Here is a 19,804-nt window from a genome sequence, read left to right on the forward strand (position 1 = left end):
GAGCCATGGCAGCCCCAAAGAAGGTTTTCGGCATCATCCTCGCCGGCGGCGAGGGCAAGCGTCTCATGCCTCTGACAACAGACCGGGCGAAGCCCGCGGTGCCCTTCGCCGGGCAGTACCGCCTCATCGACTTCGCCATCTCGAACCTCATCAACTCGGGCCTTCGGCAGATCGTCGTCCTCACCCAGTACAAATCCCACAGCCTCGATCGGCACATCACGCAGACGTGGCGGATGTCGGCGCTGCTCGACTCGTACATCACCTCGGTGCCGGCGCAGCAGCGCCTGGGAAAGCGCTGGTTCTCCGGATCGGCCGACGCCATCCTGCAGAGCCTGAACCTCATCAACGACGAGAAGCCCGACATCGTCGTGGTCATCGGCGCCGACCACGTGTATCGGATGGACTTCCAGCAGATGGTCGACGCGCACATCGCATCGGGCGCGCGGGCGACGGTGGCAGGCATCCGCCAGCCGCTCGCCCTGGCGAACCAGTTCGGCGTGATCGATGCGGACCCGGACGGATCGGGGCGGATCCGCGCGTTCCTCGAGAAGCCGGCGGACGCCACGGGTCTGGCTGACTCGCCTCACGAGGTGCTCGCATCCATGGGCAACTACATCTTCGACGCAGACGCGCTCATCGAGGCCGTCGAGGCCGACGGCGAGGTGGCCGCGTCGAGTCATGACATGGGCGGCGACATCGTCCCGTATTTCGTCGAACGCGGTGAAGCGGCGTACTACGACATGAAGCAGAACGACGTGCCGGGTTCGTCGCCGCGCGACCGCGCCTACTGGCGCGATGTCGGGACCATCGACTCGTTCTTCGATGCTCACATGGATCTCATCGCGACGCTGCCGGTGTTCAACCTGTACAACACGCTGTGGCCGATCCGCACGCAGAGCGTCAACGCGCCGCCCGCGAAGTTCGTCCGCGACGCGGTCGGACGCATCGGCAACGCCATCGACTCGATCGTCTCACCGGGTTCCGTGCTGTCAGGAACGCACCTCGAGCACAGCGTCATCGGTCCCGGCACGCTTGCAGCAGGGGGGTCGACCATCACCGACTCCGTGCTCTTCGACGGGGTCGTGATCGGTCAGGGCGCCCGCGTGCACCGCGCCGTCCTCGACAAGAACGTCGTGATGCTCGACGGGGCGACGGTCGGCGTGGATAGGGAACGCGATCTCGAGCGCGGCTTCACGGTGACCGAGTCCGGCATCACCGTGGTCGGCAAGGGCGAGTTGATCGAACGCTGACCGGCTCGCGCTCGCGCTACGCTCGATCGTGTGACCGCAGCCCGATTCCTCGTCGTCCTCGACGCCGACTCCACACTCATCCAGGACGAGGTCATCGAGCTCCTCGCCGATGAAGCCGGCCGCCGCGCAGAGGTGCAGGCCGCCACCGAGGCCACCATGCGCGGCGATGTCGACTTCGCGACCAGCCTCCGCTCCCGAGTGGAGGCGCTGGCCGGCGTCGGGACGGACGCCTTCGAGCGGGTCAGGGTACGGATCCGGCCGACGCCGGGGGTGCGCGAACTGACCGCCGCTGTCCACCAGCGCGGCGGTGTCGTCGGCGTCGTCTCCGGCGGCTTCCATGAGATCCTCGACAGCATCGCGCCCGATCTGGGGGTCGACCGCTGGCGGGCGAACCGCCTGGCGGTGGTCGACGGCGCGTTGTCCGGTCGCGTCGATGGCGCCATCGTGGACGCCGCCGCCAAGGCCTCATCCCTTCGTGACTGGGCAGGCGAGCTCGACGTACCGCCCGCGGCCACCATCGCGATCGGCGACGGTGCGAACGACCTCGAGATGATGTCGGCCGCCGGACTCGGTGTCGCGTTCAACGCCAAGCCGGCTGTCCGAGCGTCGGCGAACCTCGTGGTGGGTCCGCAGGATCTGCGCGAGATCATCCCGCTCCTGCCCTGATCAGGCCGACCCGCCGGGGCCGCTAGCCGATGTCGGGGGCTCCGCGTTCGAGATCGTCGACGGCGTGCGATCGCCGACGCGAGCGTCGTGAAGATCGGGAGCGGGCACTGGCCGCATTTCTCGCAGCCGCGGCGGCTTGCCGAACTCATCATCGACGCCGTCGCGACGACGCGATGACGTGACGCGGCGGCGTGGTGAAGCAGCGAGCGGTCAGTGGCCCATGCCGAGGCCGCCGTCGACCGGGATGACCGCACCCGAGATGTAGCCGGCGTCGTCGCCGGCGAGCCAGGTGACCACTCCTGCGACCTCGTCCGCTGTGGCGAAGCGGGCTGCGGGGATATTCGCCTTGTACTGCTTCTGCGTCTCTTCGGGAAGCTCGGCGGTCATGTCCGTCTCGATGAATCCCGGGGCGACCACGTTCGCCGTGATGCCGCGCGCTCCGAGTTCGCGCGTGAGCGAGCGTGCGAAGCCGACCAGGGCGCTCTTGGACGCCGAATAGTTGACCTGGCCTGCGGACCCGTACAGGCCCACGACGCTCGAGATGAGGATGACCCGGCCGAAGCGGGCGCGCAGCATCCCCTTCGATGCACGCTTGACGACTCTGAAGGCGCCACCGAGGTTGGTGGCTACGACGCTGTCGAAGTCTTCCTCACTCATCCGCATGAGGAGCGTGTCCTTCGTGATCCCGGCGTTGGCGACGACCACCTCGACCGGGCCGAGCGCGGCCTCGACCTCACTGTATGCGGCGTCGATGGATGCGGCATCGGTGACGTCCGCGCGGACGGTGAGCGTGCCCTCGGGGCCCTCGCCGCTGCGAGCCGTGACGGCCACACGGTACCCGTCGCGCACGAAGCGCTCCGCGATCGCGCGGCCGATGCCGCGGTTGCCGCCGGTGACGAGGACGACGCGTTCTGTAGTCATGTGTGCACTCCCAGGGGGCTTGAAGGACCCGAATCATCCTAGCCGGGGAGCTCTCCCCCGCCACGGGCCGCGAGAATCACGCCAAGATGGAGATGACCGCAGCAGGACCATGAAGGGATCGCGATGAGCGACGACACGAACCCGGGCGGGCACCCGGTGCCCTCTCCGCAGAACCAGCCCTACTCCCCGCCGCCCACCGCCGCTCCGGCCCCGCAGAGTCCTGCCGTGCCGCAGTACCCGGCCACGCAGCAGTACCCGGCCACGCAGCAGTACCCGGCCGTGCAGCAGTACCCGGCCGTGCAGCCGCACCCGGCACCGCAGCAGAACGCGGCCCCGGCGCCGTACTCTGCGCCGCAGCCGTATGCGGCCGCTCCGCAGTACCCGGGAGCGCAGCCCTACCCGCAGGCACAGTCCTACCCCTATGCGCCCGCACGACCGACCAGCGGTCTCGCCGTCACGTCGCTCATCACCGGTATCGCCGGCATCGTCTTCAGTTGGACCTTCGTCCTGCTGCTCGCCTCGATCGCGGCGGTGATCACCGGGCACATGGCGCTCAAGAATACCCGCGAGAACACCGCTCTCGGCGGACGCGGCATGGCCATCGCGGGCATCATTCTGGGGTACGCGGGCGTGGCCTTCCTCGCGTTGTCGCTCGTGTTCGGCATCCTGTCCGCGATCTTCTTCGGATCGCTGCCGTTCCTGCTCTACGGCATCAGCAGCTGACCTGCAACCGGGGCCTGCGCCGCACGCCGGCAGCCGCCGTGCGGCGTAGGCTGGAGGCATCGTGAAACAGTCCCACGCCGCCCCGGTGACCTCGCTCCCGCAATCCCCGCAGGACGAGGCGACCGGTCGCGTGCGCCGGTACTGGATCACCATGGGCATCCGCATGGTGTGCTTCGCGCTGACGGTGCTCGTGACGCCATACGGCTGGTACACGTGGGTGTTCGCGGCAGCCGCAGCCGTGCTGCCCTACATCGCCGTCGTCTTCGCGAACGCGGTCAGCCCGACGGCGACGCCCCCGGCGGAGTCGCCCGTGGAGGAGCTCAGCGCCGCTGCGCCCGCTCCCGAGACCGCGCCCGGCGAACCGACCGTCATCACCGTGCAGGAGCGCCGATCGGTGAGCGACGCGCCGGGAGACGACCGGACGTGACCCACGAATGCTCCCGGGCCGGATGCCGGCGTGAAGCGACGCAGCACATCGTCTGGCGCAACCCTCGGATCCACGCGGCCGATCGGGAGAAGATCTGGCTCGCCTGCGACGAGCACGCCGGCTTCCTGCACGACTATCTCGCAGCCAGGGACTTCCCCGTGACGACGCGCGAGGGACTTCCCGCATGAGCAACCGCTACGCCCGCTGGGGCGTCTATCTCCTCATCGCGGCCGCGTTCGCCGTCGGATGCGTCTTCCTGTCGAACTGGCAGTTCGATCGCAACGAGAGCCGAGCCGCCGAGATCGAACTCGTCGATCAGAACTACGACGCCGATCCCGTGCCGCTGGCCGATCTCATCGGCGCAGACGGAGCGCTCGACGCCGACGACGAATGGCATCCCGTGGTCCTCCGCGGCAAGTACCTCGCCGATGAGCAGCTCCTGGTCCGCAACCGTCCGCACGGCGGGACGAGCGCGTTCGAGGTGCTCGTCCCGTTCCTCGACGAGGACGGGCGCGTCCTCGTCGTCGACCGCGGCTGGGTCGCGCCCGGCGAGGGATCGGTGCCGGATGCTGTGCCGGCGGTTCCCTCGGGCGAGGTCGAGGTGGTGGTGCGGCTGCGCGCCGGGGAGCCGCTGCCATCGTCGGGGCGCAGTGCTCCGGAGGGCCAGGTTCCGACCATCCATCTCCCGACGATCGCGGCGGGCGTGGACGGCGACGTCATCATCAGCGCCTACGGCCAGCTCGTCAGCGAGGACCCGGCGCCCGAGACGCTGCCGGGCGGCTTCGATGCGCCCACCGATGACCCGGGCCCGCACCTCTCGTACGCGATCCAGTGGATCCTGTTCGGGATCATGGGGTTCGTCTTCATCTTCTACATGATCCGCACGGAGGTGCAGAAGCACCATGAGGAGGCCGAAGGCCGCCCCGCTCCGGTGAAGGCGTCGCGGCGACGCGATCGCGACGCGGATGCGGAGGACGAGCTCCTCGACGAGGTCGACAGCAGAGTCTGACCCGGCCCCGGGTCACTCCGGCAGAAGATCCGGTCGACGCGTCCGCGTGCGCTCGATCTGCTGCTCCCGACGCCACGACGCGATCGCACCGTGATTGCCGCTGAGAAGCACGTCCGGGACGGCGCGTTCGCGCCAGGTCGAGGGCTTCGTGTAGGACGGATACTCGAGCAGTCCGTCCTCATGCGACTCCTCGACGAGGCTCTCGGGGTTTCCGACCACGCCGGGGATGAGCCGGCCGACGGCTTCGATCATGGCCATCGCGGCGACCTCGCCGCCGTTGAGCACGTAGTCGCCCAGGCTCATCAGGCGCACCTCGCCGAGAGTCGCGGCGTACTCGAAAACGCGCTCGTCGATGCCCTCGTAGCGGCCGCATCCGAAGATGAGGTGCTCGCGAACGGCGAGCTGGCGGGCCGTGGCCTGCCGGAACACCTCGCCGGCAGGCGACGGGAAGATGATCGTCGGTGCGTCGCCGCCCGCATCGCTGGTCAGCTCATCGAGCGCGAGCCCCCACGGTTCAGGCTTCATGACCATGCCCGCTCCCCCGCCGTACGGGGTGTCGTCGACGGTGCGGTGCCGGTCGCTGGTCCAGTCCCGGAGATCGTGCACGCGGAGTTCAAGGATGCCCGATGCGCGAGCCTTGCCGAGCAGCGACAGCTCGAGGCCGTCGAAGTACGACGGGAAGATCGAGACGACGTCTACGCGCATGGGTCGATCGTATCGATCGGTCACTGCGCGCTGTCGGCAGCGGCGTCGGACTCCTCGGCGTCGGCGATGTCCTCGAACAGGCCGGCGGGCGGTGTGACGGTCACGCGACCGGCTGCGAGGTCGACGGAGGGAACGATGGCCTCGACGAACGGGACCATGATCTCCTGCTCGTTCGCCTTCACGATGAGGAGATCCTGTGCGGGAAGATGCTCGACGCGGACGACGGTTCCGATGGCGGCGCCGTCTCGGACGACGTCGAGCCCGACGAGCTGGTGGTCGTACCAGGCGTTGTCCTCCGGCTCGTCGGAGTCCTGGTCGATCCAGAGGATGGCGCGCACGAGGCCTTCAGCGCCCTCGCGATCATCGACGCCCTCGAAGAAGACGACGGAGTTGCCGTTCATCACCCGGTACTCGCGGACGGTGATGGACTTGCCGTGCCACGGAGATGCTTCGGGCACCTGCAACGTGAACTCGGCTCCCGGCACGAAGCGACGCTCCGGGTTGTCGGTGTACAGCTCGAGCTTGAGGGCCCCCTTGAGTCCGTGCGCCTTGACGAGGCGTCCGACCCTCAGCTGGTTCTTGCCCTGGCCGCGGTCGCTTCCGGCCACGTCAGTCGTCCGCGACGTCGACGCGGACGCGCTGCCCATCCGCCAGGGCGGAGATGAGCGTGCGGAGTGCCTTCGCTGTGCGGCCGCCGCGCCCGATCACCCGTCCACGGTCGTCGGGGTGCACGCGCACCTCGAGCAGGTCGCCTCGCGGCGAGGTGGAAGCGGCGATGCGGACATCGTCAGGGTGATCGACGATCCCCTTCACGATGTGTTCGAGCGCGGCGGCGAGCACGGCGATTACTCGGCGTCGGCGGCGGGAGCCTCAGCGCCGTCCGCGTCAGCGGCAGGAGCCTCCGCAGCGGGGGCCTCCTGCTTCTTCTCGACCTTGGGCTTGACCACGGACTTCTTCGAGGAGTCGACCTCGTAGGCAGCCTTGGGCTCTGCGACCTGGACGGTGGACTTCGCGTCCTTGTCGCCCTTGAACTTGCCCCAGTCGCCCGTGAGCTTGAGCAGCGCTGCGACCTGCTCGGTCGGCTGAGCGCCGACGGACAGCCAGTACTGAGCGCGCTCGGAGTCGACCTCGATGAACGAGGGCTGCTCGGTGGGGTGGTACTTGCCGATCTCCTCGATCACACGACCGTCGCGCTTGGTGCGCGAGTCGGCGACGACGATGCGGTAGTAGGGCGCACGGATCTTGCCCAGGCGCTTGAGACGGATCTTGACAGCCACGATTCTCCTGAATGGTGTGGAAGGAACGAACTGGTCGCCTGGAGAGTGGGGTGCACACCCGGCGGAAGCTCAAATGGGAGGACGCGATCTGGATAGAGGGTCGAGAACGCCGTCCGACCCTCTATTCTGCCAGATCCGGGAGCCCGGCGCGAAACGGTGCGACACGCATGTCGGGATGCGTCGGCGCGCGTGTCAGACTGTTCTCGTGAAGCAGGAGTTCGCGCACTCCCGGCGCTCGACCGTTGGCCTCGAGTGGGAGATCATGCTCGCCGATCCCGACACCGGGGACCTGGTCGGTCGTGCCCCGGATCTCGTCCAGGCGCTCGAGGACGAGAGCGAATCGGAGCGCCACACGGTCACCGGTGAGCTGCTGACGAACACGATCGAGGTGACCAGCGGCATCGGCGACACCGTGGCGCATGCGATCGGCGACATCGCCGCAGCGATCGCGGCGGTCAGATCGCGTACGGATCCGGCGGGAATCGAGCTGCTCTCCGCCGGAAGCCATCCGTTCGCGCAGTGGTACGACCAGAGCGTCACCGACAAGAGCCGGTATCACCAGCTCATCGAGCGGACCCAGTGGTGGGGCCGCAACATGATGATCTGGGGCATCCACGTGCACATCGGCGTCGAGGACCGCGACAAGGTGATGCCGATCATCGGCGCCCTCTCGGCATACCTGCCTCATCTGCAGGCGCTCGCCTCGTCGAGCCCGTTCTGGGCCGGAGAGCGCACGGGCTACGCCTCCAATCGTGCACTCGTCTTCCAGCAGCTCCCCACCGCGGGCCTGCCCTGGCCGCTGCGCACCTGGTCCGAGTTCGAGCGGTATCTCGACGACATGGTGCGCACCGGGGTCATGGCCGATGCCACCGAGGTCCGCTGGGACATCCGCCCCGCTCCCCGCTGGGGCACGATCGAGGTCCGCGCGTGCGACGGCGTGTCGACGCTGACCGAGATGGCGTCCTCGCCGCCCTCGTCCAGGTTCTCGTGGAGCACCTCTCGCGCCGGCTCGACGACGGCGAGACGCTGCCGACGCTGCCGCCGTGGTTCCATCGCGAGAACAAGTGGCGCGCCGCCCGGTATGGCCTGGACGCGCGCGTGATCACCGACGAGGGCGGGACGCAGCGCCTCATCCGCGAGCACGTCTCCGAGCTGGTCGACGAGCTGGCGCCGGTGGCCGTGGATTTGGACTGCGCCGCGGAGTTCGCGGCCGTCCATGAGATCCTCGACGCCGGCGCCGGGTACGAGCGACAGCTGAAGATCGCCGACGCCGCCGCGGGCGATCTCCGCGAGGTCGTGCACCACGTCATCCGCGAGTTCCGTTCCGGGCCGGGGGCGCCGGTGGTGTGATCGGGGCTCAGTCCTCGTCCACCCAGTCGAGGGTGCGCGAGACGGCTTTGCCCCATCGCGCCATGAGCTTCTCGCGATCGGCATCCGAGGTGCCCGGCGTCCACCGGGTGTCCTCGCACCACATGGCGCGCAGTTCGTCGCGGTCCGCCCACAACCCGACCGCGAGGCCCGCGGCGTACGCAGCACCGAGCGCCGTGGTCTCGATGACTGCGGGACGCACCACGGGGATGCCGAGGATGTCCGCCTGGAACTGCATGAGGGTGTCATTGGCGACCATACCGCCGTCGACGCGCAGCTCGTCGAGGTCCACGCGAGTGTCTGCGCCGACGGCATCCAGGACCTCCCTGGTCTGGAAGGCGACCGCCTCGAGCGCCGCGCGGGCGATGTGGCCCTTGTTCGCGAACCGCGTGAGTCCGAGGATCGCGCCGCGCGCATCCGGGCGCCAGTGCGGTGCGAACAGCCCCGAGAACGCCGGGACGATGAAGACACCGCCGTTGTCGTCGACGCTCAGCGCGAGCCTCTCGACGTCGGCGGCCTCGTCGAAAAGGCCGAGGTTGTCGCGCAGCCACTGGATGAGCGAGCCCGTCACGGCGATCGATCCCTCCAGCGCGTACCGCGGCTCCTCGCCCGCGAGCTGATAGGCGACGGTTGTGACGAGGCCGTTCTCGCTGTCGACGATCTCCTCACCCGTGTTCACGATGAGGAAGTTTCCGGTCCCGTACGTGTTCTTGGACTCTCCGCGTTCGAAAGCGGCCTGGCCGAAGGTGGCCGCCTGCTGATCGCCCAGGATCGCCGCGATCGGCGTGCCGTCGAGCGCGGTCCCCTTCGCCTCGCCGTAGACCTCGGACGAGGGCCGGATCTCCGGCAGCATGGAGCGCGGCACGTCGAAGGCCGCGAGCAGTTCGTCGTCCCAGTCGAGCGAGCGGAGGTCCATGAGGAGCGTCCGGCTGGCGTTGGTGACGTCGGTCGCGTGCACTCCGCCGTCCGGTCCGCCGGTGAGGTTCCACAGCACCCAGGTGTCCGGCGTCCCGAAGAGCAGCTCCCCGTTCGCGGCGCGCTCGCGCGCACCGTCGACGTTGTCGAGAATCCACGCGATCTTGGATGCCGAGAAGTAGGTCGCGAGCGGAAGACCCGTGGTCGCGGCGAACCGCCGGATGCCGCCGTCCGCTGCCAGCTCGTCGATCTTCGTCTGCGTGCGCGTGTCCTGCCAGACGATCGCGTTGTGGATCGGCTCGCCGGTCGCCCGATCCCACACGATCGCGGTCTCGCGCTGGTTCGTGATGCCGATGCCGGCGACGTCGGATGCCGTGATCCCGGCCGCATCGAGCGCCTCGTCGATGACGGCGGCGGTGTTGCTCCAGATCTCGGCCGCATCGTGCTCGACCCACCCGGCGCGCGGGAAGATCTGCTCGTGCTCGCGCTGTCCGGTCGCGATGATCGCTCCGTCTGCATCGAAGACGATGGCGCGGGTGCTCGAGGTGCCCTGGTCGATGGCGACGATGTGCATGTGTCTCTCCAGCCGGTGACGGCGTTGTCTGAACTGTCCTTCAGCCTAGGGCGACAGGGCACGGACGGCCGGTGCGCGTGCACGAACGTGCACCGGTGTTCGGCGCTCAGCCGCCCACGAGCTGCTCGGCGAGGTGCTCGTCGAGGATGAGGTCGGTGATGAGCCGGGCTGCGATGGCGCCTCGCAGGCTCGTGAGCCGCTGCGCACCGGAGACCACGCAGATCCGGCGCGCGACACGGGAGAGGACGGTGAACCCCGGCCCGGTCGCCCGACGGTTCAGTTCGACGTCCTTCCAGCTGCCGTCCTCGCGGTAGAAGGTCGTCGCGACATCTCCGACGATCCGTTCGTCGCGCAGACTCCGGTAGTCGGAGCGGTCGAGATAGCCGCCGATGTGCACGCGACTCGGCACTTCCGCGAACGGCGACCCCAGTCCGAACAGCACGACGTCGGCTCGGGCCTGGAGATCGAGCACCCGACGCGTGCTGCGCTCGCGCCACATGGCCTCCTTGGTCTTCGGGTCGTCGAAGAACGCTGGGACGGGGAACTGCTGCACCGCCGCGCCGAACGCCTGGCCGAACCGGTGGAGGATCTCACTGGCGTAGTCCACACCGCTCGTGAAGGTGTTGCCGGCGCCGTTGAGCTGGACGATCGTCGCGTTGTGCGTCTCCTTCTTCGGCAGATGACGACTGATGGCGTCGAGCGTCGAGCCCCAGGCGATCCCGAGCGTCATGTTCGAGTCGACGTAGTGCGGCAGCTGGCGCGCGGCGCTCATCGCGACGCGCTCGAAGCGCTCGACGTCCGAGAGCGTCTGAGGAGACGGCACGACGTGCGCGGCGATACCGAAGCGCGCCCGGATCGCTTCTTCCAGGCGCAGCTCCTGCCCCTGCGGCGGATGGATGCGAACCTCGACGAGACCGGTGTCGCGCGCATGGCTCAGCAGTCGGGAAACGGACGACCGGGACACCCCGAGTTCGCCGGCGATGGCATCCATGGTCATGTCCTGCAGGTAGTACAGCTGCGCTGCGCGCAGCGCGGATGCCGCCTTCGGATCGTCGGGCGTACGGGTGGGCATTCTACCTCCTTGCACGTTCGTGCAACCGGCTTGCGCGGGTGTGCTGACCGGCTCAGGATATAGGAGAAGCCACCGAGGAGGCACGACACGATGAGCCCCGTCAGCAACCCTGCCGAGCGAGAAGACGTCACCGCAGCGCGCACGAGCGGACGGACCACCGTCGCCGTGATCGGTGCGGGCATCAACGGCATCTCCACGTTCCGCGACCTCGCGATGCAGGGCGTCGACGTCCTCCTCGTGGAGCGGAACGACTTCGCCTCCGGCGCGACGGCGGCCTCCAGCCACATGATCCACGGCGGCATCCGCTACCTCGAGAACGGCGAGTTCCGTCTCGTGAAGGAGTCCGTGCAGGAGCGCAACGGGCTGCTCAAGATCGCACCCCACTACGTCAAGCCGCTGCAGACGACGATCCCGATCTACTCCACCTTCTCCGGCATCCTCACCGCTCCCCTGCGGTTCCTCACGCACAGGAGTGGCAAGCCGCGCGAGCGCGGGGCGTTCCTCATCAAGGTCGGTCTCACGCTCTACGACACGTTCTCCCGAGACGGGGGCAACGTGCCCCGCCACCGGTTCCTCGGCCGCAAGAAGTCGCTGGAGCAGCTGCCACAGCTCGATCCGAACATCAAGTACACGGCGACCTATTACGACGCATCCGTCCACGACCCGGAGCGGCTCGCGCTGGACGTGCTGCGCGACGGCGAGTCGGCGCATGACGGCGCTCGCGCTCTGAACTACGTCGAAGCGGTCGGGCTCGACGCCGACGGTCTTCTTCTGCGCGACCGGGAGACCGGTGACGAGTTCCGCGTGCGGGCGGATGTCGTCGTGAACGCCTCGGGGCCGTGGACCGACCTCACCAACGAAGCCCTCGGCACCGAGACCGCGTTCATGGGAGGCACGAAGGGCTCGCACATCGTGCTCGACCACCCGGAGCTGCTGGATGCCACCGGCGGCCGGGAGATCTTCTTCGAGCACTCCGACGGCCGTATCGTGCTCATCTACCCCCTCAAGGGCCGCGTGCTCGTCGGCACGACCGACCTCGAAGCCGACCCGCGCGAGCCCGCACGCTGCACCGAGGAGGAGGTCGACTACTTCTTCGATCTGATCGGGCACGTGTTCCCGAGCATCGCCGTCGACCGCTCGCAGATCGTCTACCGCTACTCGGGCATCCGGCCGCTGCCGCGTCACGACGACACCGCACCGGGCTTCGTGTCCCGCGACTACCGCATCGAGCGCCGCAAGGACGACGGACAGCCCACGGTGTTCAGCCTCGTCGGCGGCAAGTGGACGACGTTCCGCGCGCTCGGTGAGAACCTCGCCGACCACGTTCTCGCCGAACTCGGCCGCCCTCGCATCACGGGGACCGCGGGTGTTCGCATCGGCGGAGGCAACGGCTACCCGAAGACGCCGCGGCGCAAGCTCGAATGGCTGCGCGAGAACGTCGGCGACGACGAGCGCGGACGGGTGCTGTTCACTCGATACGGCACCAGGGCGGCGGACGTCGCGGCATTCATCGCCCAGGGCGAGGATGCGCCTGTCATCGGCACCGCGCTGTCGACGCGCGAACTCGCGTGGATGGTCGAGAACGAGCAGGTCCGGCACGTCGCCGACGTCGTCTTCCGACGCACCAGCCTCGCATTCACCGGTGACGTCGACGCGCAGGTGATCCGGTCGATCGCCGAGGCGCTCGCCCCGCTTCTCGACTGGGACGCCGCACGCGTGAATGTCGAGATCACAGACACTGCCACCCAGCTGCGCGACGACCACGGTGTGGACGTGTCCGATTCCGCGCTTCGCCCCACCCGCTGACCCGGCACACCCTGCGCCAGACACCTGCACTCCCGCACGTTTGTGCAGAATAGCGCCCACCGAGAGCTCGGGGATCTTGCTCACCAATACGCTCATTCCCAGGCTCGCAATGCACCCGACCGCGAGCCGCACATAAATCGTTTCATGAAGGAGTGAACGAATGAAGAATAGTCGTCTGCGGCGAAACGGGTTCTGGCTCGCTTTGTCGCTCGTCCTGTGCCTCGTCTCGGCGATCGGCGCCTCCGCGGTGCAGACCGCCGTCGGGTCGATCGCTGTGAAGGATCTCCAGTGGGAGACATCCTCCGGCCGCATGCTCAACGCACTGCTGTTCGTTCCGGACAGCGCGACCGCTGGCGATCCCGCGCCCGCCGTGGTCGTCAGCCACGGCTGGTGGAACAACCGCGAGATGCAGGACGCCAACTACGTCGAACTCGCGCGCCGCGGGTTCGTGGTGCTGTCCATCGACATGTATGGCCACGGCAACTCGGAGCCCCTCCCCGCGGATGAGTTGGAAGTTGGCGGAACCGGACTGTACGACGGCGTGAAGCTCATCGCCGACCTCCCCTACGTCGACAACGATCGGATCGGTGTCACCGGGCATTCGAACGGCGCACGAGCGGCGAACTTCTCCGTGCTCATCGACAACGAGGCGGATCAGCAGCTGATCGCCTCGGTCTTCCTGGTCGACAACGAGGCGCTCTACACCGGAGAAGACGGTGACTACACGAACCTTTACGGCAGCCGGGACGTCGGACTGGTCGCCGACCAGTACGACGAGTTCTTCTTCCGCAGCTACGACGCTGAGGGCAACGTACTCACCCCGCCCCGGGAGTTCGCGACGACGCCCAACGCACAGTCGTTCCTGAACTTCGGCGCCGACCCCGCAGACGGTGAGCGCCGCGACGTCGACACGGTCTACACCGAGGAAATCGACGGCACGGAAGCCATTCGCGTCCTGCATACCCCGGCGCAGACGCACCCGTGGGGCACGATCTCCAAGTACACGGTCGCCGACCTCGTCGAGTTTTTCGACACGACCCTGGATGCGCCGAACCCGATCGAGGCGACGTCACAGATCTGGCAGCTCAAGGAGTTCTTCACCGCGCTCGGGCTGATCGGTTTCGGCATCTTCCTCGTCGCATTCACCCGCGCGCTACTGGCGACGCGCGCGTTCGCCGGTCTGCGCGTCGCCGAGGTCGCGCCGGCACGGCCCGCAGGGCGCATCGGTCAAGCATGGTTCTGGGGCGGCCTGGCCGTCTCCGCGGTGCTTTCCGCCTGGACCTACGTATGGCTGAGCCAGCAGGCGTGGCTGGGCGGTATCGTGTTCAACGCCGTGCCTAACGCGGTTCCCACCGGCTCGGTGTTCTTCATCGCCGTGTGGGCAGCAATCAACGGCGTGGCCGCGATCCTCATCATGACGGCGTCGTATCTCCTGTTCGGGAAGAAGAACGGCGTTCACCTGCGCGAACTCGGCATCTTCCCCGGGTGGCGGAAGCTGCTCCACAGTGCTGCGCTCGCCGTCGTGGTCACAGCTGCCGCATACGGCCTCGTGTTCCTCGCCGACTATTTCTTCAAGACCGATTTCCGCTTCTGGGTCGTCGCGTTGAAGTGGTTCCCCCAGGACAAGATCTGGTACGCGTTTGTCGTGCTTCCGCTCTTCCTGGTGTACTTCGTCGCCAACTCGGTCGCGCTGAACGTCTTCAACCGCTTCACGCTGGGTGGACGCGAGTGGCTCAACACGGCCGTGCTCGCGCTGTTCAACGCGCTGGGCCCGATCGTGCTGGTGCTGGCGCAGTACCTCACATTCGCTTCGTCCGGTCACCTGATCCCGGACTTCGGCGGGATCTTCAGTATCTGGCTGTTCCCGGTGATCCTGATCCTCGCGGTGACCGCGGTCATCTCGCGCAAGATCTACCGCGAGACGAACAACCCGTACATCGCCGGCTTCCTCAACGCGGCCGTCGTCGCACTCATGTCGGTGTCGAACTCACTCGTCGTGACGTACTGAGCTGAGAACGCAGGAGGCCTCGGACCGAACGGTCCGGGGCCTCCTGCGTTCTCAACCCTTGCCGAAGAGCTTCTGGATCTCGGCGAGGTCGGCCTCGCTCGGCGCCTTCTGACCGCCGCCCAGACCGAATCCGCTGCCGGTGGGCTGCTGCGCGGAGGCGAGTCCGGCGTTCTCCGCAGCCCGCTTGGCCGGGTTCCCCGAGCGCGATCCACCCGAGGACTTGCCCTTCTTGCCGCGCTTCGACGAAGCACCAGGACGCCCCATGCCGGGCATCGGGCCCATGCCGGGGATGTTCGGGGTGCCGCCGCGGGCGACGGTCTTCATCATCTTCGCGGCCTGCTCGAAGCGCTGCACGAGCTGGTTGACGTCGGTGACGGTCATGCCGGAGCCCTTGGCGATGCGCAGTCGCCGCGAGCCGTTGAGCACCTTCGGGTTGCGGCGCTCCCCCGGCGTCATCGAGCGGATGATCGCCTCGGTGCGGTCGATCTCGCGCTCGTCGAAGTCGTCGAGCTGCTGCTTCATCTGGCCCATGCCCGGCAGCATCCCGAGCATCTTCTTCATCGAGCCCATCTTCTTCATCTGCTGAAGCTGGTCGAGGAAGTCCTCGAGGGTGAAGGCCTCGTTCGCGAGCTTCTCGGCGACCTTCTGCGCCTCTTCCTCGTCGAAGGCCTGCTGGGCCTGCTCGATGAGGGTGAGGATGTCGCCGAGGTCGAGGATGCGGCTCGCCATACGGTCGGGGTGGAAGGGCTCGAGGTCGTCGAGGCCCTCGCCCGTAGAGGCGAAGATGATCGGGCGGCCGGTGACGGATGCCACGGAGAGCGCGGCACCGCCACGGGCGTCGCCGTCGAGCTTCGAGAGCACGACGCCGGTGAAGTCGACGCCGTCCTGGAAGGCCTTGGCCGTGTTCACGGCATCCTGACCGATCATCGCGTCGATGACGAACAGGACCTCGTCGGGGTCGACGGCCTTTCGGATGTCGGCGGCCTGCTTCATGAGCTCGGCGTCGACGCCGAGGCGGCCCGCGGTGTCGATGATGACGACGTCGTGCTGCTGGCGACGCGCGTGCTCGACGCCGTCGCGCGAGACCTTGACCGGGTCGCCGACGCCGTTGCCTGGCTCCGGGGCATAGATCGTGGCGCCCGCCTGCTGGGCGACGACCTGCAGCTGGTTCACGGCGTTCGGACGCTGGAGGTCGGCGGCGACGAGAAGCGGGGTGTGGCCGTCCTTCTCGAGCTGTTTGGCGAGCTTTCCGGCGAACGTCGTCTTACCCGATCCCTGGAGGCCGGCGAGCATGATGACGGTGGGCGGGGTCTTCGCGAACTCGAGGCGGCGCTGTTCGCCGCCGAGGATGCCGATGAGCTCCTCGTTGACGATCTGCACGACCTGCTGCGCCGGGTTGAGCGCCTTGTTGACCTCGTCGCCGAGCGCGCGCTCGCGCACCTTGGCGGTGAAGTCCTTGACGACCTGCAGCGCGACGTCGGCGTCGAGGAGCGCGCGACGGATCTCGCGGACGGTGCCGTCGACGTCGGCGGCGGTGAGCTTTCCCTTCGTGCGCAGATTGCGGAAGGTTTCGGTCAGCCGATCGGAGAGCGTGCCAAATGTAGCCATGGTGCTCCCGATTCTACGCGAGCGGAGCCTCCACGCTCAGCGCGGCGCGGAGCTCCTCGCGCGCCTTCTGATATCGCCCGCGCGCCGTGGACGCCGGGATGTCGATCAGCTCAGCCGCATCGACGAGACTCAGCCGATCCCAGTGCACCAGGCGGACGAGCTCGGCGAGCTCGGGATCGAGCCGGTCGATGGCGTCGCGGACGTCGGATCCGGCATCCGCGGCGGGCGCCGTGGCATCCTCACGAATGCGTCCGCGGATACGATCGGCCAGCGCCCAGCGGCGCCGCTCCCCTCTGGCGTGATTCTGCAGCGTGCCGCGCGCTATGCCGAACAGCCACATACGTGCGCGCTCCGGATCCTCAGGCAGGTCCTGCACCCGACGCCACGCGACGACCATCGTCTCACCGAGGAGGTCGGGGCCATCGTCGACGTTTGTGCGACGAGAGAGATAGGCCAAAAGGTCGGAGGCGGATGCTTCGAACGCGCGGGTGAGCCGCTGGTCATCACGTCTCACGGCGTCGGCTCCGAGCAGCTGCCCTGCGAGCCGTACCCGGCGACCTCGTCGTCGTAGCCAAGGCGCTCCAGTTCGGCCATCGCCTGGTCGCTCACGGACATGTCGACCGCGGTGCTGTACGCGGTGTCCGTTCGGTTCTCGTCGCCGGGAACCGTCATCCGCTGCGCACGAGGCAGGTACTCTTCCACCTCGGAGACAGCAACCCCGACGACGTCCGTCGTCTCGAACCAGCTCCGCAGGTCGCGCTCGATCTGATCCCGTCGCTCCCCGTCTTTGCGCTCGACGATCTGCACGTCGCCGAAGACGACGTCGCACGTCGCACCGCTCGGGAGCTGATATGTGTACGACCCGATCGGATTGTTCAGGTTCGTCCAGTCGAAAAAGTCAGCGGCTACGGCCACTCCTGCTCCCCCGGCCATGAGGAGTGCGAGTGCTCCGCTGATGAGCGCCGCCCGCTTCGCGCGCGGTGCAGTCCGCACTTCTCCCCGGGCCTCCGCCACCATCGCGCGGATAACGCGTTTTTCGAGCGTCCGGGCAGCAGGGGTGGAAGCGTCCAACAGATCGTCCAGATCATCCCTGGTCATGAGATCCTCCTCGTCGGGGGTGGGTTCACTCATGACGTGTCCGGCAGCGGCGTTTTCGTCCGCGGCGCGTCAGATCTTCCACGGCAGATCGTGGATCAGCCCCAGCGCGTCGCGCACGAGCGCATCGGGAGACCCCTGACCTGCTCCCTGCTCGGCCCACACCCGCAACGACGACAGCACCGCGGTGGCGTGCGCCGCGCCCAGGATGGCAGCCGGGATGTCGGCGATCCCCGCTCGGCGTGCGGCTTGGGCGACGGCATCCGCCAGGCGGGCGCTGCGCAGACCGGTGTCGGCGATCAGCTCGTCCTCCAGCCCCATCGCCGTCGCGTTGCGCAGCGCCAGGGCCAGCGGGTCCGGATCGAAGCCCCGGACCACATCCAGCAGGATGCCGCGCACCGCCTCGGCGTCGGCATCCGGCCCCAGCGCGGCCAGCGCGACGAGCGCCTCGTCGATCCGTGCGTCCAGGCCCGACCACAGCACGTCGCTCTTCGAGGAGAAGTAGTTGAAGAAGCTGGAGCGGCTCACCCCGGCGCGCTGCGTGATGTCGGCGACCGACGTCGCGTCGTACCCCTGCTCGAGGAACAGCTCGCAGGCCGCCTCGGCGAGTGTCTCGCGCGAGGAAGCGCGCGGACGACCGGGGCGCGGCTCGTTCTTCACCTCATCACCGTATCGCGCGTCCGACGATCACCGACGGGATGTATTGTTAGACCGCATCCAAGAATACGGAAGGTGCTCATGCTCGACATCCTCACCCCGGGTCTCGCGCCGAACCTGGTGCCCTACCTCGACGGCTGGGAACTGCAGCGGCAGGTCCACCACGACGTCGTGACGGGCACAAGGCCCGACACGCTCATCCTCCTCGAACACGAGGCCGTGTACACCGCGGGCAAGCGCACCGAAGATCACGAGCGGCCGCAGGACGGCACCCCGGTCATCGACGTCGACCGCGGTGGCAAGATCACCTGGCACGGTCCAGGGCAGCTCGTCGGCTACCCGATCGTCCGCCTTCCCGAGCCCATGGACGTCGTCGCGCACGTGCGCCGCATCGAACGCGTGCTCATCGACCTGCTCCGGCCTCTCGGCGTCGACGGCTATCAGGTCGAGGGCCGCAGCGGCGTGTGGGTGCGCCGTCCGCTCAGCGAGGACAAGGTCGCAGCCATCGGCGTGCGCGTGCAGAACGGCGTGACCATGCACGGCTTCGCGATCAACTGCGACAACTCGCTCTCCGGCTTCGGCGGCATCATCCCTTGCGGGATCACGGACGCCGGCGTGACCACCGTCAGCGAGGCGACCGGCCGCATCGTCTCCCCCGCCGACATCGTGGATGCCGTCGCCACGACGTTCGCCCGCGAGTACGAGACGGTCCCCGCATGAGCGCCGCACCCGACGGGCGGAGGCTCCTGCGCCTCGAGGTCCGCAACGCCGAGACCCCGATCGAGCGCAAGCCGGAGTGGATCAGGACCAAGGCGAAGATGGGGCCGGAGTACCAAGCCCTGCACTCGCTCGTGAAGACCGAGGACCTGCACACGGTGTGCCAGGAGGCCGGATGCCCCAACATCTACGAGTGCTGGGAGGACCGCGAGGCCACGTTCCTCATCGGCGGTTCGCAGTGCACCCGTCGGTGCGACTTCTGCCAGATCGACACCGGCAAGCCGGACGCCTACGACACCGATGAGCCCCGGCGCGTCGCCGAGAGCGTGAAGCAGATGGGGCTGCGCTACGCGACCGTCACGAGCGTCGCCCGGGACGACCTGCCCGACACCGGTGCCTGGCTGAACGCCGAGACCGTCCGGCGCATCCACGCCGAGAATCCCAACACCGGGGTCGAGCTGCTCGCCAACGAGCACAACGGCGACCCGGAGTTCCTGGGTCAGATCTTCGATGCTCGGCCCGAGGTGTTCGCGCACAACGTCGAGACGGTGCCGCGCATCTTCAAGCGCATCCGCCCGGCGTTCCAGTACGAGCGGTCGCTGAACGTCATCACGCAGGGGCACGACGCCGGACTCATCACGAAGTCGAACCTCATCCTGGGCATGGGCGAAGAGCCCGAAGAGGTCGTCCAGGCACTGAACGACCTGCATGAAGCCGGATGCGACATCATCACGATCACGCAGTACCTGCGCCCGACACCGCGCCATCTGCCCGTGGCCCGCTGGGTGAAGCCGGCCGAGTTCGTCGAGTTCAAGGAGGAGGCCGAGCGGATCGGGTTTCTCGGCGTGCTCGCCGGTCCCCTGGTGCGTTCGTCGTACCGGGCCGGACGCCTGTGGGCTCAGTCGATGATCTCGAAGGGACGGGAGATTCCCCCGCACCTGGCGCACATCGCCGAGGGTGCGGAACGGGGATTCGCCCAGGCCGTCTGACTTCTCCTGCAGGCATG

Annotated in this window: 21 protein-coding genes and 1 pseudogene; 11 read left to right on the plus strand and 11 right to left on the minus strand. The window is 68.1% G+C overall.

The features are described from left to right. Window positions 1–5 precede the first annotated feature (5 nt). Window positions 6–1,250 (plus strand): glucose-1-phosphate adenylyltransferase, encoded by a 1,245-nt coding sequence (locus tag HWX58_RS07340; protein ID WP_175986421.1) that lies wholly within the window; start codon window positions 6–8, stop codon window positions 1,248–1,250. Between the two features lie 30 nt (window positions 1,251–1,280). Next, window positions 1,281–1,916 carry a phosphoserine phosphatase SerB gene (gene serB, locus HWX58_RS07345; RefSeq protein ID WP_175986423.1) on the plus strand — a complete coding sequence of 212 codons (636 nt, stop codon included), beginning with the start codon at window positions 1,281–1,283 and terminating at the stop codon, window positions 1,914–1,916. Between the two features lie 210 nt (window positions 1,917–2,126). On the opposite strand, the gene fabG is transcribed toward serB, so the two are convergent. Further along, window positions 2,127–2,837 carry a 3-oxoacyl-ACP reductase FabG gene (gene fabG / locus HWX58_RS07350; RefSeq protein WP_175986425.1) on the minus strand — a complete coding sequence of 237 codons (711 nt, stop codon included), beginning with the start codon at window positions 2,835–2,837 and terminating at the stop codon, window positions 2,127–2,129. A 123-nt stretch (window positions 2,838–2,960) separates the two neighbouring features. On the opposite strand from fabG, the gene HWX58_RS07355 reads away from it, so the two are divergent. The 4 genes from HWX58_RS07355 (at window position 2,961) to HWX58_RS07370 (ending at window position 4,996) form a co-directional block, all read left to right on the plus strand. Next, window positions 2,961–3,560, plus strand: a complete 600-nt coding sequence (locus HWX58_RS07355) for a DUF4190 domain-containing protein (RefSeq protein WP_175986428.1) — start codon at window positions 2,961–2,963, stop codon at window positions 3,558–3,560. Window positions 3,561–3,621: 61 nt separating this feature from the next. Next, the gene (locus HWX58_RS07360; RefSeq protein WP_175986430.1) at window positions 3,622–3,987 is read left to right on the plus strand and encodes a DUF3099 domain-containing protein; all 366 of its coding nucleotides are present in this window, start codon (window positions 3,622–3,624) and stop codon (window positions 3,985–3,987) included. Beyond that, entirely contained in the window at window positions 3,984–4,175 is a 192-nt protein-coding gene (locus HWX58_RS07365; RefSeq protein ID WP_175986433.1) for a hypothetical protein, read from the plus strand. Before HWX58_RS07360 ends, HWX58_RS07365 begins: the two co-directional genes overlap by 4 nt. Further along, window positions 4,172–4,996 (plus strand): SURF1 family cytochrome oxidase biogenesis protein, encoded by an 825-nt coding sequence (locus tag HWX58_RS07370; protein ID WP_175986435.1) that lies wholly within the window; start codon window positions 4,172–4,174, stop codon window positions 4,994–4,996. The genes HWX58_RS07365 and HWX58_RS07370 overlap by 4 nt, the downstream gene beginning before the upstream one ends. Before the next feature lie 12 nt (window positions 4,997–5,008). Here HWX58_RS07370 and trmD read toward each other — a convergent pair whose 3' ends face one another. Genes trmD through rpsP form a run of 4 tightly spaced genes read right to left on the minus strand, consistent with a single transcriptional unit; the run spans window position 5,009 to window position 6,978 of the window. After that, the gene (trmD, locus tag HWX58_RS07375) at window positions 5,009–5,701 is read right to left on the minus strand and encodes a tRNA (guanosine(37)-N1)-methyltransferase TrmD (RefSeq protein WP_175986437.1); all 693 of its coding nucleotides are present in this window, start codon (window positions 5,699–5,701) and stop codon (window positions 5,009–5,011) included. Between the two features lie 20 nt (window positions 5,702–5,721). Beyond that, the gene (rimM, locus tag HWX58_RS07380; protein ID WP_175986439.1) at window positions 5,722–6,348 is read right to left on the minus strand and encodes a ribosome maturation factor RimM; all 627 of its coding nucleotides are present in this window, start codon (window positions 6,346–6,348) and stop codon (window positions 5,722–5,724) included. Next, window positions 6,311–6,541, minus strand: a complete 231-nt coding sequence (locus HWX58_RS07385) for an RNA-binding protein (protein WP_175986442.1) — start codon at window positions 6,539–6,541, stop codon at window positions 6,311–6,313. The genes rimM and HWX58_RS07385 overlap by 38 nt, the downstream gene beginning before the upstream one ends. Window positions 6,542–6,546: 5 nt before the next feature. After that, window positions 6,547–6,978 (minus strand): 30S ribosomal protein S16, encoded by a 432-nt coding sequence (gene rpsP / locus HWX58_RS07390; RefSeq protein WP_175986444.1) that lies wholly within the window; start codon window positions 6,976–6,978, stop codon window positions 6,547–6,549. 175 nt (window positions 6,979–7,153) lie between these two features. Here rpsP and HWX58_RS07395 point away from each other — a divergent pair. Further along, window positions 7,154–8,328, plus strand: a pseudogene (locus HWX58_RS07395) (glutamate--cysteine ligase). A 7-nt stretch (window positions 8,329–8,335) separates the two neighbouring features. Here the strand turns inward: HWX58_RS07395 and glpK are convergent. Both glpK and HWX58_RS07405 read right to left on the minus strand, forming a co-directional pair. Continuing rightward, window positions 8,336–9,835: a glycerol kinase GlpK gene (gene glpK, locus HWX58_RS07400; protein ID WP_175986446.1), complete on the minus strand. Its 1,500-nt coding sequence runs from the start codon at window positions 9,833–9,835 to the stop codon at window positions 8,336–8,338. Between the two features lie 106 nt (window positions 9,836–9,941). Next, on the minus strand, window positions 9,942–10,907 hold the full coding sequence (locus HWX58_RS07405) for a sugar-binding transcriptional regulator (RefSeq protein WP_175986448.1): 966 nt from the start codon (window positions 10,905–10,907) through the stop codon (window positions 9,942–9,944). Window positions 10,908–10,997: 90 nt separating this feature from the next. Here HWX58_RS07405 and HWX58_RS07410 point away from each other — a divergent pair, with 90 nt between their 5' ends. Both HWX58_RS07410 and HWX58_RS07415 read left to right on the plus strand, forming a co-directional pair. After that, entirely contained in the window at window positions 10,998–12,713 is a 1,716-nt protein-coding gene (locus tag HWX58_RS07410; RefSeq protein WP_175986450.1) for a glycerol-3-phosphate dehydrogenase/oxidase, read from the plus strand. Window positions 12,714–12,873: 160 nt separating this feature from the next. Further along, window positions 12,874–14,721 (plus strand): alpha/beta hydrolase family protein, encoded by a 1,848-nt coding sequence (locus HWX58_RS07415; RefSeq protein WP_175986452.1) that lies wholly within the window; start codon window positions 12,874–12,876, stop codon window positions 14,719–14,721. A gap of 51 nt (window positions 14,722–14,772) precedes the next feature. Here the strand turns inward: HWX58_RS07415 and ffh are convergent, their stop codons facing one another. From ffh to HWX58_RS07435, 4 genes are all read right to left on the minus strand, one after another. Further along, window positions 14,773–16,329, minus strand: a complete 1,557-nt coding sequence (gene ffh / locus HWX58_RS07420; protein ID WP_175986455.1) for a signal recognition particle protein — start codon at window positions 16,327–16,329, stop codon at window positions 14,773–14,775. 13 nt (window positions 16,330–16,342) lie between these two features. After that, a complete protein-coding gene (locus HWX58_RS07425) occupies window positions 16,343–16,843 on the minus strand; it encodes an RNA polymerase sigma factor (protein ID WP_175986457.1) in 501 nt (166 codons plus the stop codon). Then, the gene (locus tag HWX58_RS07430; protein ID WP_175986460.1) at window positions 16,840–17,427 is read right to left on the minus strand and encodes a hypothetical protein; all 588 of its coding nucleotides are present in this window, start codon (window positions 17,425–17,427) and stop codon (window positions 16,840–16,842) included. Before HWX58_RS07430 ends, HWX58_RS07425 begins: the two co-directional genes overlap by 4 nt. A 69-nt stretch (window positions 17,428–17,496) precedes the next feature. Continuing rightward, window positions 17,497–18,084 carry a TetR/AcrR family transcriptional regulator gene (locus tag HWX58_RS07435; RefSeq protein WP_175986462.1) on the minus strand — a complete coding sequence of 196 codons (588 nt, stop codon included), beginning with the start codon at window positions 18,082–18,084 and terminating at the stop codon, window positions 17,497–17,499. Between the two features lie 78 nt (window positions 18,085–18,162). Here HWX58_RS07435 and lipB point away from each other — a divergent pair, with 78 nt between their 5' ends. Together lipB and lipA are read left to right on the plus strand one after the other, a co-directional pair. Next, window positions 18,163–18,801 carry a lipoyl(octanoyl) transferase LipB gene (lipB, locus tag HWX58_RS07440; protein ID WP_175986637.1) on the plus strand — a complete coding sequence of 213 codons (639 nt, stop codon included), beginning with the start codon at window positions 18,163–18,165 and terminating at the stop codon, window positions 18,799–18,801. After that, window positions 18,798–19,787, plus strand: a complete 990-nt coding sequence (gene lipA / locus HWX58_RS07445) for a lipoyl synthase (RefSeq protein WP_175986465.1) — start codon at window positions 18,798–18,800, stop codon at window positions 19,785–19,787. Before lipB ends, lipA begins: the two co-directional genes overlap by 4 nt. The last annotated feature ends 17 nt before the right edge of the window (window positions 19,788–19,804 follow it).

Origin of the sequence: Microbacterium tenebrionis (assembly GCF_903645325.1) — a bacterium.
In the GTDB taxonomy this organism is placed as follows: Bacteria; Actinomycetota; Actinomycetes; order Actinomycetales; family Microbacteriaceae; genus Microbacterium; species Microbacterium tenebrionis.

What these genes read in the sequence shown, in the direction of transcription:
- HWX58_RS07415 (WP_175986452.1), top strand. Translation starts at nt 12,874, where the DNA reads ATGAAGAATAGTCGTCTGCGGCGAAACGGGTTCTGGCTCGCTTTGTCG.
- lipA (WP_175986465.1), top strand. Translation starts at nt 18,798, where the DNA reads ATGAGCGCCGCACCCGACGGGCGGAGGCTCCTGCGCCTCGAGGTCCGC.
- HWX58_RS07430 (WP_175986460.1), bottom strand. Translation starts at nt 17,427, where the DNA reads ATGACCAGGGATGATCTGGACGATCTGTTGGACGCTTCCACCCCTGCT.
- glpK (WP_175986446.1), bottom strand. Translation starts at nt 9,835, where the DNA reads ATGCACATCGTCGCCATCGACCAGGGCACCTCGAGCACCCGCGCCATC.
- fabG (WP_175986425.1), bottom strand. Translation starts at nt 2,837, where the DNA reads ATGACTACAGAACGCGTCGTCCTCGTCACCGGCGGCAACCGCGGCATC.
- ffh (WP_175986455.1), bottom strand. Translation starts at nt 16,329, where the DNA reads ATGGCTACATTTGGCACGCTCTCCGATCGGCTGACCGAAACCTTCCGC.
- HWX58_RS07410 (WP_175986450.1), top strand. Translation starts at nt 10,998, where the DNA reads ATGAGCCCCGTCAGCAACCCTGCCGAGCGAGAAGACGTCACCGCAGCG.
- HWX58_RS07340 (WP_175986421.1), top strand. Translation starts at nt 6, where the DNA reads ATGGCAGCCCCAAAGAAGGTTTTCGGCATCATCCTCGCCGGCGGCGAG.
- HWX58_RS07370 (WP_175986435.1), top strand. Translation starts at nt 4,172, where the DNA reads ATGAGCAACCGCTACGCCCGCTGGGGCGTCTATCTCCTCATCGCGGCC.
- lipB (WP_175986637.1), top strand. Translation starts at nt 18,163, where the DNA reads ATGCTCGACATCCTCACCCCGGGTCTCGCGCCGAACCTGGTGCCCTAC.
- rimM (WP_175986439.1), bottom strand. Translation starts at nt 6,348, where the DNA reads ATGGGCAGCGCGTCCGCGTCGACGTCGCGGACGACTGACGTGGCCGGA.
- trmD (WP_175986437.1), bottom strand. Translation starts at nt 5,701, where the DNA reads ATGCGCGTAGACGTCGTCTCGATCTTCCCGTCGTACTTCGACGGCCTC.
- HWX58_RS07405 (WP_175986448.1), bottom strand. Translation starts at nt 10,907, where the DNA reads ATGCCCACCCGTACGCCCGACGATCCGAAGGCGGCATCCGCGCTGCGC.
- HWX58_RS07355 (WP_175986428.1), top strand. Translation starts at nt 2,961, where the DNA reads ATGAGCGACGACACGAACCCGGGCGGGCACCCGGTGCCCTCTCCGCAG.